13 protein-coding genes and 1 tRNA gene are annotated in these 13981 nt (G+C 64.5%); 6 read left to right on the top strand and 8 right to left on the bottom strand.

The window, feature by feature from the left end; genetic code table 11:
• Both EBQ26_RS06785 and EBQ26_RS06780 read right to left on the bottom strand, forming a co-directional pair.
• A complete protein-coding gene (locus EBQ26_RS06785) occupies window positions 1-1059 on the bottom strand; it encodes a class I SAM-dependent methyltransferase (protein ID WP_122238258.1) in 1059 nt (352 codons plus the stop codon).
• An 8-nt stretch (window positions 1060-1067) separates the two neighbouring features.
• Complete coding sequence (locus tag EBQ26_RS06780) at window positions 1068-3065, bottom strand: TonB-dependent receptor (protein WP_122238257.1); 1998 nt, start codon at window positions 3063-3065, stop codon at window positions 1068-1070.
• Window positions 3066-3231: 166 nt separating this feature from the next.
• On the opposite strand from EBQ26_RS06780, the gene EBQ26_RS06775 reads away from it, so the two are divergent.
• On the top strand, window positions 3232-4269 hold the full coding sequence (locus EBQ26_RS06775; RefSeq protein WP_122238256.1) for a helix-turn-helix transcriptional regulator: 1038 nt from the start codon (window positions 3232-3234) through the stop codon (window positions 4267-4269).
• A gap of 74 nt (window positions 4270-4343) precedes the next feature.
• Here the strand turns inward: EBQ26_RS06775 and EBQ26_RS06770 are convergent, their stop codons facing one another.
• Complete coding sequence (locus EBQ26_RS06770) at window positions 4344-4871, bottom strand: outer membrane protein assembly factor BamE (protein WP_238944212.1); 528 nt, start codon at window positions 4869-4871, stop codon at window positions 4344-4346.
• Window positions 4872-5012: 141 nt separating this feature from the next.
• Here EBQ26_RS06770 and EBQ26_RS06765 point away from each other — a divergent pair, with 141 nt between their 5' ends.
• Complete coding sequence (locus EBQ26_RS06765; RefSeq protein WP_122238255.1) at window positions 5013-5225, top strand: DUF3460 family protein; 213 nt, start codon at window positions 5013-5015, stop codon at window positions 5223-5225.
• 73 nt (window positions 5226-5298) lie between these two features.
• On the top strand, window positions 5299-6243 hold the full coding sequence (locus EBQ26_RS06760; protein ID WP_122238336.1) for a segregation and condensation protein A: 945 nt from the start codon (window positions 5299-5301) through the stop codon (window positions 6241-6243).
• Here EBQ26_RS06760 and EBQ26_RS12940 read toward each other — a convergent pair.
• The gene (locus tag EBQ26_RS12940) at window positions 6233-6409 is read right to left on the bottom strand and encodes a hypothetical protein (protein WP_238944210.1); all 177 of its coding nucleotides are present in this window, start codon (window positions 6407-6409) and stop codon (window positions 6233-6235) included. The two genes, EBQ26_RS06760 and EBQ26_RS12940, sit on opposite strands and share 11 nt — an antisense overlap.
• Window positions 6410-6731: 322 nt before the next feature.
• Between EBQ26_RS12940 and lspA the strand changes: the two genes are divergently transcribed.
• Together lspA and EBQ26_RS06750 are read left to right on the top strand one after the other, a co-directional pair.
• Window positions 6732-7304, top strand: coding sequence for a signal peptidase II (lspA, locus tag EBQ26_RS06755; RefSeq protein ID WP_122238254.1), 573 nt, complete (start codon window positions 6732-6734; stop codon window positions 7302-7304).
• A gap of 95 nt (window positions 7305-7399) precedes the next feature.
• Complete coding sequence (locus EBQ26_RS06750) at window positions 7400-7963, top strand: hypothetical protein (RefSeq protein ID WP_124779524.1); 564 nt, start codon at window positions 7400-7402, stop codon at window positions 7961-7963.
• Between the two features lie 113 nt (window positions 7964-8076).
• On the opposite strand, the gene ppsA is transcribed toward EBQ26_RS06750, so the two are convergent.
• The 3 genes from ppsA to EBQ26_RS06735 form a co-directional block, all read right to left on the bottom strand.
• Window positions 8077-10467, bottom strand: a complete 2391-nt coding sequence (gene ppsA / locus EBQ26_RS06745; RefSeq protein ID WP_122238252.1) for a phosphoenolpyruvate synthase — start codon at window positions 10465-10467, stop codon at window positions 8077-8079.
• A 240-nt stretch (window positions 10468-10707) separates the two neighbouring features.
• Window positions 10708-11346, bottom strand: coding sequence for an FHA domain-containing protein (locus EBQ26_RS06740; protein ID WP_122238251.1), 639 nt, complete (start codon window positions 11344-11346; stop codon window positions 10708-10710).
• A 79-nt stretch (window positions 11347-11425) separates the two neighbouring features.
• Window positions 11426-12373, bottom strand: coding sequence for a ZIP family metal transporter (locus EBQ26_RS06735; RefSeq protein ID WP_122238250.1), 948 nt, complete (start codon window positions 12371-12373; stop codon window positions 11426-11428).
• Window positions 12374-12504: 131 nt separating this feature from the next.
• On the opposite strand from EBQ26_RS06735, the gene EBQ26_RS06730 reads away from it, so the two are divergent.
• Window positions 12505-12580, top strand: a tRNA-Arg gene (locus EBQ26_RS06730).
• 250 nt (window positions 12581-12830) lie between these two features.
• Here the strand turns inward: EBQ26_RS06730 and EBQ26_RS06725 are convergent.
• A complete protein-coding gene (locus EBQ26_RS06725; RefSeq protein ID WP_122238249.1) occupies window positions 12831-13931 on the bottom strand; it encodes a YcjF family protein in 1101 nt (366 codons plus the stop codon).
• Between the last annotated feature and the right edge of the window lie 50 nt (window positions 13932-13981).

The raw sequence follows: 13981 nt of genomic DNA, 5'->3' as shown, positions 1-13981 counted from the left end.
TCAGTTCAGTGGCGCGCGGCCTGCATGTACCCAGACCGGGGCCATGGGCAAGGCAGCCAGGCCCAGGGTTTGGATGTCCGTCAGGCCCGCCTGCGCCATGAGGCGGGGGATTTCGCCTTCCAGCGGCAGGTATTGGCCGCGCAGGGCCAGCGGGCCGTAAAAGGGCAGGGTTTGAGCCGCCAGTTCGGCGTGGCGGGTCTGTTCGGCATGGGCCAGCAGCAACAGGCCGCCGGGCCGGAGTGCGGCGCGGGCCTGACGCAGCAGCGCCAAGGGCTCGCGCAGAAAGTGCAGCAGGGCCGAGCACCAGATCAGGCCGTAGCCTTCTTCCCCCGCCAACGCGGGAAAGTCCTCATTCAGGTCGCAGGCCTGGGCGCGCAGGCGGGCGCTCAGGTCCGCAGCCTGGATGTTCTCCTGTGCCACGGCCACCGCTTCGGCCTGGTCGCACACCGTGCCCTTCCAGCCGGGCAGGCGCTGCGCCAGGGCGATGGCAACCCAGCCCGGCCCGCCGCCCAGGTCGAGAAAGTGGCCGCTCCCAGGCAGCGCGGGCAGGGTGTCGAGCAAGGCAAGGGCGACCGGTGCGGTGATGGCCTGCTGCTCTTGCGCGATGTGCTGGCGCGCGGCTTCGCCCCAGGTGGTCAAGGGTGCGGGCGCGGCAGCGGGGGCGTTGCCGCCGTGGCGCAGCAGCGCAGGCCATTGCGCGGCGAACTGGCGCAGAAAGCGCATGCGAAACAGCCAGGCCTGGGCGATGTTCTCGCCGCTGCCTTCGGTCAGAAAACGCTGCGCCTGGGGTGAGGCTGCGTACAGCGGCGCACCAGGCTGGGCTGCGCGCTCGTGCCGGGCCAGCCAGCCCATGCTCCACAGCAGCTCCAGCCACAAGGCCGTGGCCTTGGGGGCCAGCGCCAGGCGCTGGGCCACGGCATCGGCAGGCAGGGGCTGGCGCAGCAGGGGCAGCAGGCCCAGCTCCAGCGCCTGCTCCAGTGCGTTGGCCTGCATGGGGGCGGCGGCCATGGCCCACAGCGATGGCAAGGGGTTGTTGTGCAAAGGGTCATGCCAGGACATCGCGCGCCTCAATGCTGCCAGCTCAGGCGCAGACTGATTTCGCGCGGCAGGCTGTAGACGGTGACAAAGCCGTTCTGATAGCCCACGGCGTCGTAAGCGGTGTTGCCGGCATTGCGCACATGGGCGCTGATCTCCCAAGGCCCGCGCTGGTAGCCTGCGGCCAGGTTGAGCAGCACGTGGCCACGGCGCTGGTGGCGGTTGGCGGCATCCAGATAGACCTTGCCGCTGCCCGTCAGGCTGGCCTGGGCGTACCAGCCCTGCGGCGCGTCGTAACGCAGGCTGGCATGGCCGCTCAGGCGCGGCGCAAAGGGATTGCGTTTGCCGCTGTAGTCGGCCGCGCCATCGACGAAGCGCGCAAAGCGCGTGCGGTTGGCGGCCAGCCCGGCCTTGAACTGCCAGCCCCCGCCGAGCAAATAGTCCAGATCCCACTCCAGCCCCTGGGAGCGCGCGCTGGCGGCATTGGTCAGGTACATGAAGCCCGGCCTGGGCATTTGCATCACCTGCATGTCGCCGATGCGCATGTGGTAGAGCGCCAGTGTGTAGCGCAGGCGCTTGTCCAGCGCCCAGCCCTTGAGGCCGGTTTCGTAGGACCAGCTCGTCTCCGGCGCGAAGGGCGCGTGGTCGGTGGCCACCGACAAGGCATTGAAGCCGCCGCTGCGCACGCCCCGGCTGACGCTGGCATACCACTGCTGCTCTGGCCGCAGTTGGTATTGCAGCGCCAGCTTGGGTGAGAGGTGGTGCCAGGACTGCCGCCGCGCGGCCTGGCCCTGCGGCGTGATGCGGGCGCGCTGCTGCTCAATGCGTGCGCCAGCGGCCAGGCTCCAGCGCTCGCTCAGCGGCAGGCTCCAGTGCGTGAACCAGGCCAGCGTGCGCTTGTTCATCTGCGAGCGCGGCTGGTCGAGCTGGCCCATGCGCTGGCTGCGGTAGTGCAGGCGGTGGCGGTCTTGCGCAAGGTAGAGGCCGCCCAGCCATTGGGCCTGGCCCAGCTGGCCTTCCAGCCGCAATTCCTGCGAGAGCGTGCGCAGCCGGTTGTCGCGGCCGACGTGCAGTGCATCGGCCGGGCCGAAGTCCGTGTCCTGCTGCGTGTGGTCGGAAAAACGGCTCCAGGCCGTGATGGCATGCCAGCGCAGGCCCGCGCCCCCATCGTGCGTGGCGTGCAGCGACAGCGATTGCCCGCCTGAGCGGTTCCAACCGGGCGTGCCCGAGGCCACCTGCGCGCGCGGCTGGCGCGGGCTGCCCCAGCGGTTGGCGCCATCGTCGTAGTCCTGCCGCGCGTAGCGCAGCACGGCCTCGGTGTGGGCCGTGGGCGTCCAGCGCAGGCCCAGCTTCAGCTGGCTGTTTTGGCGTGCGTCGTCCCGCCCGCCCGTGTGCTGATTGCGGATGAAGCCCTGCTGGCGCATGGCGCTGGCGGCAATGCTGGCGTAAAGCCGGCCCTCGACCACAGGCCGGCTGAGCGCGAACTGCGCGCGCTGCAAATTGCGGCTGCCCAGCTCGGCGGCCACGCGGGTGCGCGGCGTGCCATCGATCGGTTGGCTGTGGATGGCGATCACCCCGGCCTGGGCGTTGGCCCCGTACAGCGTCGATTGCGGGCCGCGCAGCACTTCGATGCGGGCCACATCCAGCAGCGCGTCCTCAAAGCCCTGCGCCGAGGGCGTGGGCACGCCATCGACCATGAGCAGCGCCGAGGTGGCAAAGCTGTTGAAGTTGGCCGTCAGCCCGCGCAGCACTGGCGCATTCAGGCCCGCCTGGCCAAAGGGCTGGAAGGACAGGCCCGGCGCTCGCCCTTCGAGCTGGCTCAGGCTGTGCAGGTTGTCGGCCTGCACGTCCAGCGCATCGAGCACGGCCACGCTGGCGGGCGTTTGCTCCAGCGCCTGCGGCGTTTTGTCGGCGGTGACGATGATGGCGGGTAACTGCGCCGGGGCGGCCGCGCCCTGTGCCAGGGCTGTGGCAGGCAAGGCCAGCGCCAGCGGCAAGGCGCTGGGCCAGCGGGAAAAACGGGTTCTCATGTCGTGCTCCGAAAGGCGTTTTTGTGCCTGGGCACTGTAAATTTTTTGTGAGAATTGCTCTCATTCAAAACATAGGCATTCCGGAGCAAGACATAGGCAATCCGGACTGTCAGGCTCCCGCGTGCCAAGGCTCAGGCACCCAAAGCCACAAGCCAAGGACGACGCCATGCCAGAACCCGCCGCAACCGCCAGCGCCGCAAGGCCCATCGAAGACACCGCCATCACCAGCCCAGACGGTGCGGCCAGGGCGCGCGGCTGGCAGCGCCAGGCGCTGCCGCCACAGGCGGGCGAGTGCTACAGCGAGTTCCTGCCCGTGGCCGATGGGCTGACGCTGGCCTATTCGCACTACGCGCCCCGCCGCGATCTGGTGCAGCGCAGCGAGCAATCCCACGCCGGGCGCGTGCTGATCTTGACGCTGGGCCTGCAAGGGCATTCCTTCACCCTTGATGGCGCAGGCCAGCGCTTTGACTTCGCCAGCGGGCACAGCACCATCAGCGCCTTTGCCCACGTGCAGGGGCAAAGGCATTTCCCCGCCGGGCAGACCACCCGCCAGTTGCGCCTGCTGGTGCAGGAGCGCGCCTTGCACCAGTACGGCCTGCAAGCCGCGCTGGCCGATATGGCGCAGGCCGAGCAGGCGCGGCTGCTGTTCTTTGGCCGCAGCGATGGCGCGGCCCAGCATCTGGCCCAGCGCCTGCTGCACCTGCGCGCGCAAAGCCGCGCATCCCTGGGGGTGAATTCGAGCATGACTGCGCCCAGCCCCTTGCAGTGGCACATCGCCAGCCTCAGCCTGCTGGCCGAGCTGCTGCGGCATCTGCCAAGCGGCGCACCAGCCACGGCCAATGCCACGGCCCCTGCGCGCCGTTTGCGCGGCAGTGAGCAAGACCGCCTGCTGCGCGCCCGCGAGCTGCTGATGCAGCAGTATGCCCAGCCGCTGAGCATCGGCTACCTGTGCACGGCCGTGGGTTTGAGCGAATGCCAGCTCAAGCGGGGCTTTCGGGCGCTGTTTGGCACCAGCGCCTACCGCATGCTGACTGCCATCCGCATGGAAAAAGCCCGGGAGCTGCTGGAGCAGGGGCTGTACGTCTCCACCGTCGCCTACCGCGTGGGCTACCAGCATCCATCGAGCTTCAGCGCCGCCTTTGAGCGCTACTACGGCATGCCGCCCAAGCGCGTGGGGCGTCAGCCATGGATGGGTAGTGGTTAATCAGATCAAAGGAAATCGACCATTTTGACTATCAAGCCAATTAAAGGGCATTTTATTTCCTTTGAATTGGAAAATTACCGCCTTCCGCCCGAGCGGTATTCCTCATCCATATCCACGCCCGTGGCTGAGCGCAGCACGATGCGGTTGGCGTCGAGCACGACGGTGAACATGGCCGAGTCGGTGGGCGTTTTCAGATAGCGCCAATCCACATGGTGTTCGCGCTTGAGCGGGTACCACACATCCTTGGCCGGTTTGCCCAGCATGCGGCGCACTTGGTCGTAGTGCATGCCCGGTTGCACTTTGGCGAATTCGGCCTCGGTGAGCACTTGGCGGATGGCTTGCAGCTTGCCGTCGGCGCCCAGCGTCAGCATGTAGTTGACGTGCCCGGCGGGCTGGCGGTTGTATTCGAAGGTGCGCACGCCTTGGCCATCGTCCCAAATCATTTCAGGCGTGCCCATGGCGTCGCGTACGTCGGCCTCGGTTGATTGGCCGGGTTTGAGCTTGTCCAGCGCGAGCGGATCGCAGCCTGCCAGCGCCACTATCACGGCGACAAAGAGGATGGCCAGGGCCAGCGCCCAGCCTGAGTTTGTGTGTGTGCCCACCGCTAAAATCCCCGTTTTCATCGGCTGCCAAGAGCTGCCCAAAAGCTGCTAAAGGCCGCCAAGAAGCAGCGCGAAGGCTGCAAAAAAGGGGCGTATCTGGCGTGTTTTCCAGCCGCCCCGTTTCACTTACAGCAAGAGTCTATGTCATTCTTCCAACGCCCCCACTACACCTCCGAAGCGACCCAGTTCATCGACAACCTCAAAGCCGAGCGCCCGCACCTGGATGCGCAGCAGCAAGCAGGCCGCAATTTGCTGTGGGACAAGTTGGTTGATCGCAAGCTGTGGCAGGAGTATCAGGCGGGTCGCGTGGCGCAAAAGCCGTATGTGTACCAAACCAACCCGGATGCCGAATAAGCCGCAGGCGGCAGGCCATTGAGCAGCGCAAGCGCCTGTGCAACAAGAGCAAACCGCGCTGGAGGCTGTGGCCATGCGAGCGCCAGAGTCCGGGTCAGAGCCTGAGCCAGCGCCAGCACCAGCGCCAGAGGGAGAAGATGCCGCCGATGTGGCCCAGGCTGCGGCTTTGGCGCGCCTGTATGGCGAGCCGCTGTTCGAGCTGCCCGCCGATTTGTACATCCCGCCCGATGCGCTGGAGGTGTTTCTGGAGGCGTTTGAAGGCCCGCTGGATTTGCTGCTCTACCTCATCCGCAAGCAAAACTTCAACATCCTCGACATCCCCATGGTGCCGCTGACGCAGCAGTACATGGGGTATGTGCAGGAAATCCGCGAGCGCAATCTGGAGCTGGCAGCCGAATACCTGCTGATGGCCGCCATGCTCATCGAAATCAAATCCCGCATGCTGCTGCCGCGCCCGCCAGCCGTGCAGGAGGAGGAGGCCGAAGACCCGCGCGCCCAGCTCGTGCGCCGCCTGTTGGAGTACGAAAAAACCAAGCTCGCCGCCCAGGCCCTGCACGCGCTGCCGCAGCAAGGGCGCGATTTCTGGCTGCCGCACGCGCATTTCGATCTGGGGCTGGCGCCCGTGCTGCCGCGTGTGGAGCCGGAGGACTTGCGCCGCGCCTGGCTGGCCATTGTGCGGCGCAGCAAGCTGGTGGCGCACCACACCATCACGCGCGAAAAACTCAGCGTGCGCGAGTTCATGAGTCAGGTGCTGCGCGACTTGCGCGGCAAGCCCTACGTGCCGTTTGAGGATTTGTTCGACCCCCGCCAAGGGCTGCCGGTGCTGGTCGTCACCTTCATCGCCATGCTGGAGCTGGCCAAGGAAACGCTGATTGAAATCACCCAGGCCGAGGCGTTTGCGCCGATTTACGTCGTCGTGCGCCATCAGGCCGATCCTGCCGATCTTGCCGAGCAGGCGCGCCCGGAGCGCGAAGGCGCAGCGCCGCCAGAGCTTGCTGGGGACGCATTCAGCGCGTAAAACGTTGGCGCTGCTGCCGCGCCCGGTGGCGGGCCAGCAGTGCGTGCAGCGACTGCTGCCACAGCCGCGCGCCGTTGGGCGCGGTGTTTGGCTTTGCACTGGGCGCAGTGCAAGTGGGGCGAGAGGGCAAGGGCCAGACGGGCGGCGAAGGCAAGGTATGGGGCATGGCAATCCGAAAGCATGTGGGTTTCACGGCTCCACGCGGCGGGGCCTGGCCGTGGGACTTGAAGCGCCCAAGCATGGCGCCGCTCCATGAAGCGCTGTCGAAATCTGCGTGAGGGCACGATGAATGCATCCCGTGGACGGGGATCTCGAGGTTTCCATATAGGAAAAATGATTTCATTTCCATGTTGCCTAAATAGGGTGGTTTTTATTCCTATTGATTTGTAAATAAGGGGTTGGGAAAGCCCTCAACCTGCCAGGGCGCGCAGGCTGGGGCGATGGGGAAGATGTGCTAAGGTGCGCCGTTTTTTTGCCGAGACGCGCCCGTGACGCCGCAAGCCGCTTCCCCCCCTTCCGCTCCCAGCCCTCAGCCCCACCGCGCGCCCTTGTGGCGCTGGCTGCTGCTGGCCCTGGTGCTGGTCGTGCTCGATCAGGGCATCAAGCTCTGGATCGTGCAGAACTACGCTTGGGGCCATTCCTCTGCCATCACCAGCTTTTTCAACTTCGTGCGCGTGCACAACACCGGCGCGGCTTTCTCCTTTCTGGCCGGGCACGATGGCTGGCAGCGCTGGTTCTTCGTCGGCATCGCTGCCATCGCCAGCGCCTTTCTCATCTGGCAACTGCGCAGCCACGGGCAGCACAAACTGTTTGCCTTGGCCTTGACGCTGATACTGGGCGGGGCCATTGGCAATGCGATCGACCGGCTGGCCTACGGCTACGTGGTGGATTACCTGGATTTCCACTGGGCGGGCCGGCACTTTCCCGCCTTCAACCTGGCCGATATGGCAATCACCGCAGGCGTGATCGGCATGCTGCTGGTGGAGTGGCAACGCTGGCGCGAGGAGCGTCGGCAGCAAGCCTCGTCAGCGCATGGTGCGGGGCAGGGGCCTGAGCGCTGAGCGCAGCGCCCCGGGCAGCCCCCCGACCTCTTTGCCGCTTGGAGTGCTGTTTGAGGTGCCGCTTTTGGTACCGTTTTTTGAAGGAGAAATCCGCCGTGAAGATGCTGCTGCGCTTGGGTTTGATCGCTCTGGCTTTGATGTGTAGCGCCTGGGGATCGGCCCAGGCCAGCGGCGCGCGCGGCCAGCCTGCGCAGCCAAGCCCATCCCCCACTTCCGCCAAAGCGGAGCGCCGCATCCAGCCGCAAGACGGTTACTGGCGTTGGGATATGGGGCGCGCCCAAGCCAGCGCCACCTGCATGCCTGGCCTGGTGGAGTCTTTGCAGCGCCTGTTGCCGCAGCAAAGAGGGGAGCACATCGGCTTTCAAAAACCCTTTCACCCCGCGCAACTGCTTGGGCACCCAGCCGTGCAATGGCAACAGCGCGGCCCCAACCACTTCATCGCCAGCGCCCGCGGTGTGCAGGTGCAGGGCCTGGCGCTGCCCTTGGATGTGCAATACGAGTTGCGCGTGCTCAGCCCTTCGCGCATGTCAGGCCAAGGCTTGGTGTACATGCAGCTATGGCAGCCGTGCGCGGTTTCCGCGCCCTTTCATTTTGAGCGGGCCGGGAAACAGCCAGCAGCCAAACCAGCCTCTCAAAATTACAAATCAAAAGAAAAATAATCGCGCTGTTTCGGCAATTTGGTATTGATTGGTGTTTTCTTTTGATTGATTTTGCAACACAAAGCGGGCGCAAGGCCCGCTTTGTGTTGCCTATGCCGATGGGCTGGCTTGCCTCACTCGGCCAGCTTTTTCCAGGTCTCTACCACGCTATCGGGGTTGAGCGAGATGGAGGAGATGCCTTGCTGGGCCAGCCATTGGGCGAAGTCGGGGTGATCGCTGGGGCCTTGGCCGCAGATGCCGACGTATTTGCCCTGGGCCTTGCAAGCGCCAATGGCGCGTTGCAGCAGGGCCTGCACGGCGGGGTCGCGCTCGTCGAAATCGGCAGCCAGCAACTCCATGCCGCTGTCGCGGTCCAGCCCCAGGGTGAGCTGGGTCAGGTCGTTGGAGCCGATGGAGAAGCCGTCGAAAAATTGCAGGAATTGGTCGGCCAGGATGGCGTTGCTGGGCACCTCGCACATCATCACCACCTTCAGGTCGTTGACGCCGCGCTCCAGGCCGTGCTGGGCCAGCAGCCGGGTCACGCGCTCGGCCTGGCCCAGCGTGCGCACGAAGGGCACCATGACTTGCACGTTGGTCAGGCCCATGTCGTCGCGCACGCGCTTGAGGGCTTCGCACTCCATGGCGAAGGCAGGGCCGAAGTCCTCGCTGATGTAGCGCGCCGCGCCGCGAAAGCCCAGCATGGGGTTTTCTTCTTCGGGCTCGTAGCGGCTGCCGCCGATGAGCTTGCGGTATTCGTTGCTCTTGAAGTCCGACAGGCGCACGATGACGGGCTTGGGCCAGAAGGCGGCAGCAATGGTGGCCACGCCTTCGGCGACTTTGTCCACGTAGAACGCGCGGGGGCTGGCGTGGCCGCGCGCCACGCTTTCCACGGCTTGCTTCAGGTCGGCATCGACGTTGGGATAGTCCAGGATGGCCTTGGGGTGCACGCCGATGTTGTTGTTGATGATGAACTCCAGCCGTGCCAGGCCCACGCCATCGCCCGGCAGTTGGGCGAAGTCGAAGGCCAGTTGCGGGTTGCCTACGTTCATCATGATCTTGGTGCCGATGGCGGGCATCTCGCCGCGCTGCACTTCGGTGACTTCGGTCTCCAGCAGGCCGTCGTAAATGCGGCCGGTGTCGCCCTCGGCGCAACTGACGGTGACCAGCGTGCCGTCCTTGAGCTTGGCCGTGGCATCGCCGCAGCCGACGACGGCGGGAATGCCCAGCTCGCGCGCAATGATGGCGGCGTGGCAGGTGCGCCCGCCACGGTTGGTGACGATGGCGCTGGCGCGCTTCATCACAGGCTCCCAGTTGGGGTCGGTCATGTCGGTCACCAGCACGTCGCCAGGCTGTACGCGCTCCATTTCGGCGATGTCGTTGACCAGGCGCACCGGGCCGGTGCCGATTTTCTGGCCGATGGCGCGGCCTTCGCTGAGCACGGGGCCGGTGCCCAGCAGCTTGTAGCGTTGTTCGGCTTTGTCTTTTTGCTGGCTTTTGACGGTCTCAGGGCGCGCTTGCAGGATGTAGAGCTGGCCGTCGGTGCCGTCTTTGCCCCATTCGATGTCCATGGGGCGGCCGTAGTGTTCTTCGATGATGAGGGCGTAGCGGGCCAGCTCATGTACCTCGGCGTCGGTGAGGGCGTAACGGTTGCGCATTTCGGCGGGCACGTCCACGGTTTGCACCAGCTTGCCGGTGGCGGCTTTTTCCTCGGGCGAGGAGAACACCATCTGGATCAGCTTGGAGCCGAGGTTGCGGCGAATCAGCGCCTGGCGACCGGCCTTGAGGCCGGGCTTGTGCACGTAAAACTCATCGGGGTTGACGGCGCCTTGCACCACGGTTTCGCCCAGGCCATAGCTGGCGGTGATGAAGACGACTTGGTCAAAGCCGCTTTCGGTGTCGATGGTGAACATCACGCCAGCGGCGCCTTTGTCCGAGCGCACCATGCGCTGCACGCCGACCGAGAGGGCGACGACATCGTGCGCAAAGCCTTTGTGCACGCGGTAGCTGATGGCGCGGTCGTTGTAGAGGGAGGCAAAGACTTCCCGGGTCTTGGCCAGCACGTCTTCAATACCGACGACGTTCAGGAAAGTCTCCTGCTGGCCAGCGAAAGAAGCGTCGGGCAGGTCTTCGGCCGTGGCTGAGGAGCGTACGGCGAATGAGGCTTGATCGTTGCCTGCGCTGAGCGCGGCAAAGGCATCGCGGATGGCTTTTTCCAGCTCGGGCGGAAAGGGCTGGGATTCGACCATGTGGCGGATCTCGGCGCCTGCCTCGGCCAGGGCGCGCACGTCGTCCACATTCAGCGCGGCCAGGCGCTGGCTGATTTTTTCAGCCAGGCCGCCGTGCTTGAGGAATTCGCGGAAAGCATGGGCCGTGGTGGCAAAGCCCGTGGGCACGCGCACGCCCTGGGGCAGTTGGGAAATCATTTCGCCGAGCGAGGCGTTTTTGCCGCCTACGACTTCGACGTCGCTCATTCTCAGGTTCTCAAACGCGACGACCAAGGCGGTCGCATCGAAACGTTGTGCCATGAAAAGACTCCAGAAGTGAAAGAAACAGTCAAGCGCCTGTCTTGCGCTGCGCAGGAGATGTGGTGGCAGTGGCAGGCGCGTCCTCCCCACGCAGGCCGTGCTCTGCATGGCAGAGTGCGCTTTGTGGGTTCTGTTCTAGGCGCGAACATGGCAGCAGGGGAGAGGGAAAACTGGGTGCGGGAGCTGAGAGCCTGGGGGTGCCGAGGCTGGGGCGATCAAAGCTCTAGTGGGACAAGAGAGTCAGTCGTCAATGTGAAAGAGAAACTCAATGCTGGCGAGGCGAACACGGTCGCCGTGGGTGAGCTTGACGCCAGCCTCCGTGACCGGGGATCCATTGACGGTGGCGGGGTGCTCGCCCTCCAGTTGTTTGAGGATGTAGAGGTTGAGCTTGCGCGTGAGGGAGATAACGCCCATGCCCGGGGTGCCAATGGTGGTGACCACTTTGGTTAAAGGCAGTTTGCGACCGACGCTGGAGCCAGAGCCTGCGGTGAATTCAATGGAGGCGCTGCGGTAGTCCAGCATGCTGGGGACGGTGTTGGCAAAGATGCTGGGCTCGGAGCCGGTGTCTTGATGTGCATCGGTGATTTGTGCCTGCAGCGTGATGCGGTAGGGGCCGATGACGATGGCATCGCCCAAACGCAGTTGACGCATAGTGTGTGGCTCCAGCCAGTCGCCATTGACGTAAGTGCCGTTGGTGCTGCCGAGGTCTTCGATTTGGACCTTTTGTGCAGGCATGCGGAGGACGGCGTGCTTGCCGCTGACGGTGGCGTCTTCCAGCACCAGATCGTTGTGATGGCGACGGCCTACTTTGGTTTCTCCGCGCAAGAGGTGCTCGCGCAGTATCTGATTGTCTTTGGAGATGATGAGTTTGTAGGCCATGGTGCGATCGGACCGGGTTTGCCGCCGGGGCCTCGCGCGGGCCTTTGGGCGTGGGCGGCGATTATGCCAAAACCCGGTTTCAGGGCTGTTTTCGGGGGATCAGGCGATCGATATGCAGCGGGTGCTGGCGAAAGCTGTTGAGTTCCTGGGGGGCTGGCTGATGGGAGTGGTTGTGCGTATGCCCATGGTCGTGCCCGTGGTGCAATGTGTTGCTGACAGCGCCCACCAACAGCATGCCGCCCAGCAGCCAGGCCACTTGGGTGGCGATGCCCAGCGCGCTGAGTTTGAGTTGCAGTTGCGGAATCAAGTCGGCCAGAGCGACGTAGATGAAGCTGCTGGCGGCCAAGATCAGGAAATACGCTTGCCAGCGCGCGCCCAGCCAAGCCAGCATGGCGTATCCCGCGATGCCGCCGAGCAAGGTGACGGCGCCTGCAATGGAGACTTTGATCAATGCCAGCTTGCGCCGCTGCTGTGGCCCCGCTGCGTGCGGCTGCGCACGGGTCAGCACAATCAGATCGCTGATGTGATGCGGGATTTCGTGCGCCAGCACGGACAGGGCGCTGAGGATGCCCAGGCGTGCGTCCACCAAGAAAGCCGAGGCGATGAGAACGCCATCGCCAAAACAGTGGATGCTGTCGCCAGCCAGAATGGCCCAGCCGCCAGAAGGGGCATGGCGATGGGCGTGACCGTCGTGTGTGTGGGCGGCCTCGTGGGCGTGATGCGGGGGATGGGCGTGTTCATGCCCGTGGTGCCAGATTTCCGCTTTATCCAGCAGAAAAAACGCCAGCAGGCCAGCCAGCAGGATGGCAAACAGGGTGCGTGTGTCGTGGGCGTGCGCCTCCAGCGCTTCGGGCAGCAGGTGGATGAAGGCGGTGGCCAGCAAAGCCCCTGCGGCAAAGCTGAGCAAGTGGTGCTCTTGCACGCGCGTGCCGTCGCGCCCAATCCCCAGGCGGATCAGCGCCGCCGCTATCCAGACGCTGCCAACGCCCGCAACCAGTGTGGCCAGCACAATCAATCCCAAAGTCATAGCAGTTGTGCAGACGGCCCGTGACGCTCCGTCACAATTAATAACAGGCACTCATTATAGCGATTGGCTTTTGGGTGGGGCGAGGGCGTGCGATAATCCGCCGTTTCGCTGCAATCGCAAAGCGAATTCCAGCGGCTGTAGCTCAGTGGATAGAGTATTGGCCTCCGAAGCCAAGGGTCGTGGGTTCGATCCCCGCCAGCCGCGCCAACAGATGCAAGCAACGGCCTGCCAGGTCTTTTTCCTGGCAGGCCGTTTGGTTTTTAGGGAAGGTTTGGGCGGATCACCCCGTTGCGTTTTGCTGGTTGATGACTCAATTTTTCTAAAATTTTATATTTCAAAAGAAATAAAATTATGCTTTTTTGGCATCATATACATGATGTGAATTTTAGTTTGATTGAAATAACAAAGGCCGCTGGCTATATGCCGAGCGGCCTTTGCTTTTTGGGGCGGCGGCGCGTCAGCCTTGGCCACGCACCAGCGCCAGGATTTTGCTGGCGTCCAATCCCCGGGCCTGCTCTTGCATTTGGGGCAGGTATTGGTTGTAGAGCGTGCGGCCATCTCCCAGGACGTGGTTGTACGCATCCTTGAGCATTTGCGTCGAAAGCGCCCGCCCGCCTGCGTAATACTGATTGGCCACATGCCCCAGCGCGTAGGTGGAGGCAAAGCTCATGCCCGAGCTGACGGCTTGTTTGCCCAGGCCGCCCAACAAACCTTTGCCGGCTTTACCCAGCAAGCCTTTGAGCAGCTTGCGCCCGGCTTGCTCCAGGTATTGCGAGGTCATGCCCACGCCGATGGTGGCCAGAAAGTCGCGGATGTGGCCTTTGTCCAGCTCGTAGCCGTAGCTTTGGCCGATTTGGTACACCAGGCGCATTTGCAGCGGAATGATGGCCATGGTGGAGAGTGATTCGGGCAGCAGTTCAATGGCGCCGTTGAGGATGGCGGCGCGCAGGATTTTGCTGTCCATCTCGGCGGTGCTGAGGGTGCTGTTGCGCCGCGAGGCGGCAGGGACAGGCGGCAGTTGCGGGTGCGGGGCGGGTGCGGGCGTCAGCGCGCCGGTGATGGCGCTGGCGGCTGCGCCAGCGGCCATGCCTGCGCCCAGCACGATGGTGTTGGCCAGGGCGGGGTTGGCGGTTGGCGCGGCAACGGGTGTTGTTGTGAGCGCTGCCTCAGGCGTTTGCAGCGGGGCTTGGGCAAGGGCTTGCGTTTGCGCGAAGGCATCGTGGGCGAAGCGCTGATCGAGCGCGAGTTTTTCGCGCAGCGTGTCCAAAAACGCTTGCTCTTTGGCGCTGGTGATGTCGTCCGCATCGCAGACGCACACGGCCATTTCATAGGCCAGATGGCGGCCTTCTTCCGAAGGCAGGGCCTGCACGGCATCGTCCAAGGTGATGCGCTTGAGCAGCACGTCCTGGTATAGGCCGGGCAGGTTGATTTCGGGCGTTTGCACCAGCCCCTCGGCAATGCGGCGGATTTCCTCGCGCTCGCGGGCGTGCTTTTCGCTGTCGGCGTAGGCGGCCAGCAGGCTGATGGTGAGGATGGCGCGGATTTCGTCGTTGTTCATGGTGTTGGCTCCTTCAATGCGTTCAGGGCAAAGCGGCTGCGATTGCCGCA

The sequence above is a fragment of the Allofranklinella schreckenbergeri genome, assembly GCF_003703475.1.
Lineage (GTDB): Bacteria > Pseudomonadota > Gammaproteobacteria > Burkholderiales > Burkholderiaceae_C > Lampropedia > Lampropedia schreckenbergeri.
Note: the sequence above shows the minus strand (reverse complement) of the source record. Positions and strands in the feature narration are given on the sequence as shown.

Coding starts and splice junctions, on each gene's coding strand:
- EBQ26_RS06785 (WP_122238258.1), bottom strand. CDS start 1,059: ATGTCCTGGCATGACCCTTTGCACAACAACCCCTTGCCATCGCTGTGG.
- EBQ26_RS06780 (WP_122238257.1), bottom strand. CDS start 3,065: ATGAGAACCCGTTTTTCCCGCTGGCCCAGCGCCTTGCCGCTGGCGCTG.
- EBQ26_RS06775 (WP_122238256.1), top strand. CDS start 3,232: ATGCCAGAACCCGCCGCAACCGCCAGCGCCGCAAGGCCCATCGAAGAC.
- EBQ26_RS06765 (WP_122238255.1), top strand. CDS start 5,013: ATGTCATTCTTCCAACGCCCCCACTACACCTCCGAAGCGACCCAGTTC.
- EBQ26_RS06760 (WP_122238336.1), top strand. CDS start 5,299: ATGCGAGCGCCAGAGTCCGGGTCAGAGCCTGAGCCAGCGCCAGCACCA.
- EBQ26_RS12940 (WP_238944210.1), bottom strand. CDS start 6,409: ATGCCCCATACCTTGCCTTCGCCGCCCGTCTGGCCCTTGCCCTCTCGC.
- ppsA (WP_122238252.1), bottom strand. CDS start 10,467: ATGGCACAACGTTTCGATGCGACCGCCTTGGTCGTCGCGTTTGAGAAC.
- EBQ26_RS06740 (WP_122238251.1), bottom strand. CDS start 11,346: ATGGCCTACAAACTCATCATCTCCAAAGACAATCAGATACTGCGCGAG.
- EBQ26_RS06735 (WP_122238250.1), bottom strand. CDS start 12,373: ATGACTTTGGGATTGATTGTGCTGGCCACACTGGTTGCGGGCGTTGGC.
- EBQ26_RS06725 (WP_122238249.1), bottom strand. CDS start 13,931: ATGAACAACGACGAAATCCGCGCCATCCTCACCATCAGCCTGCTGGCC.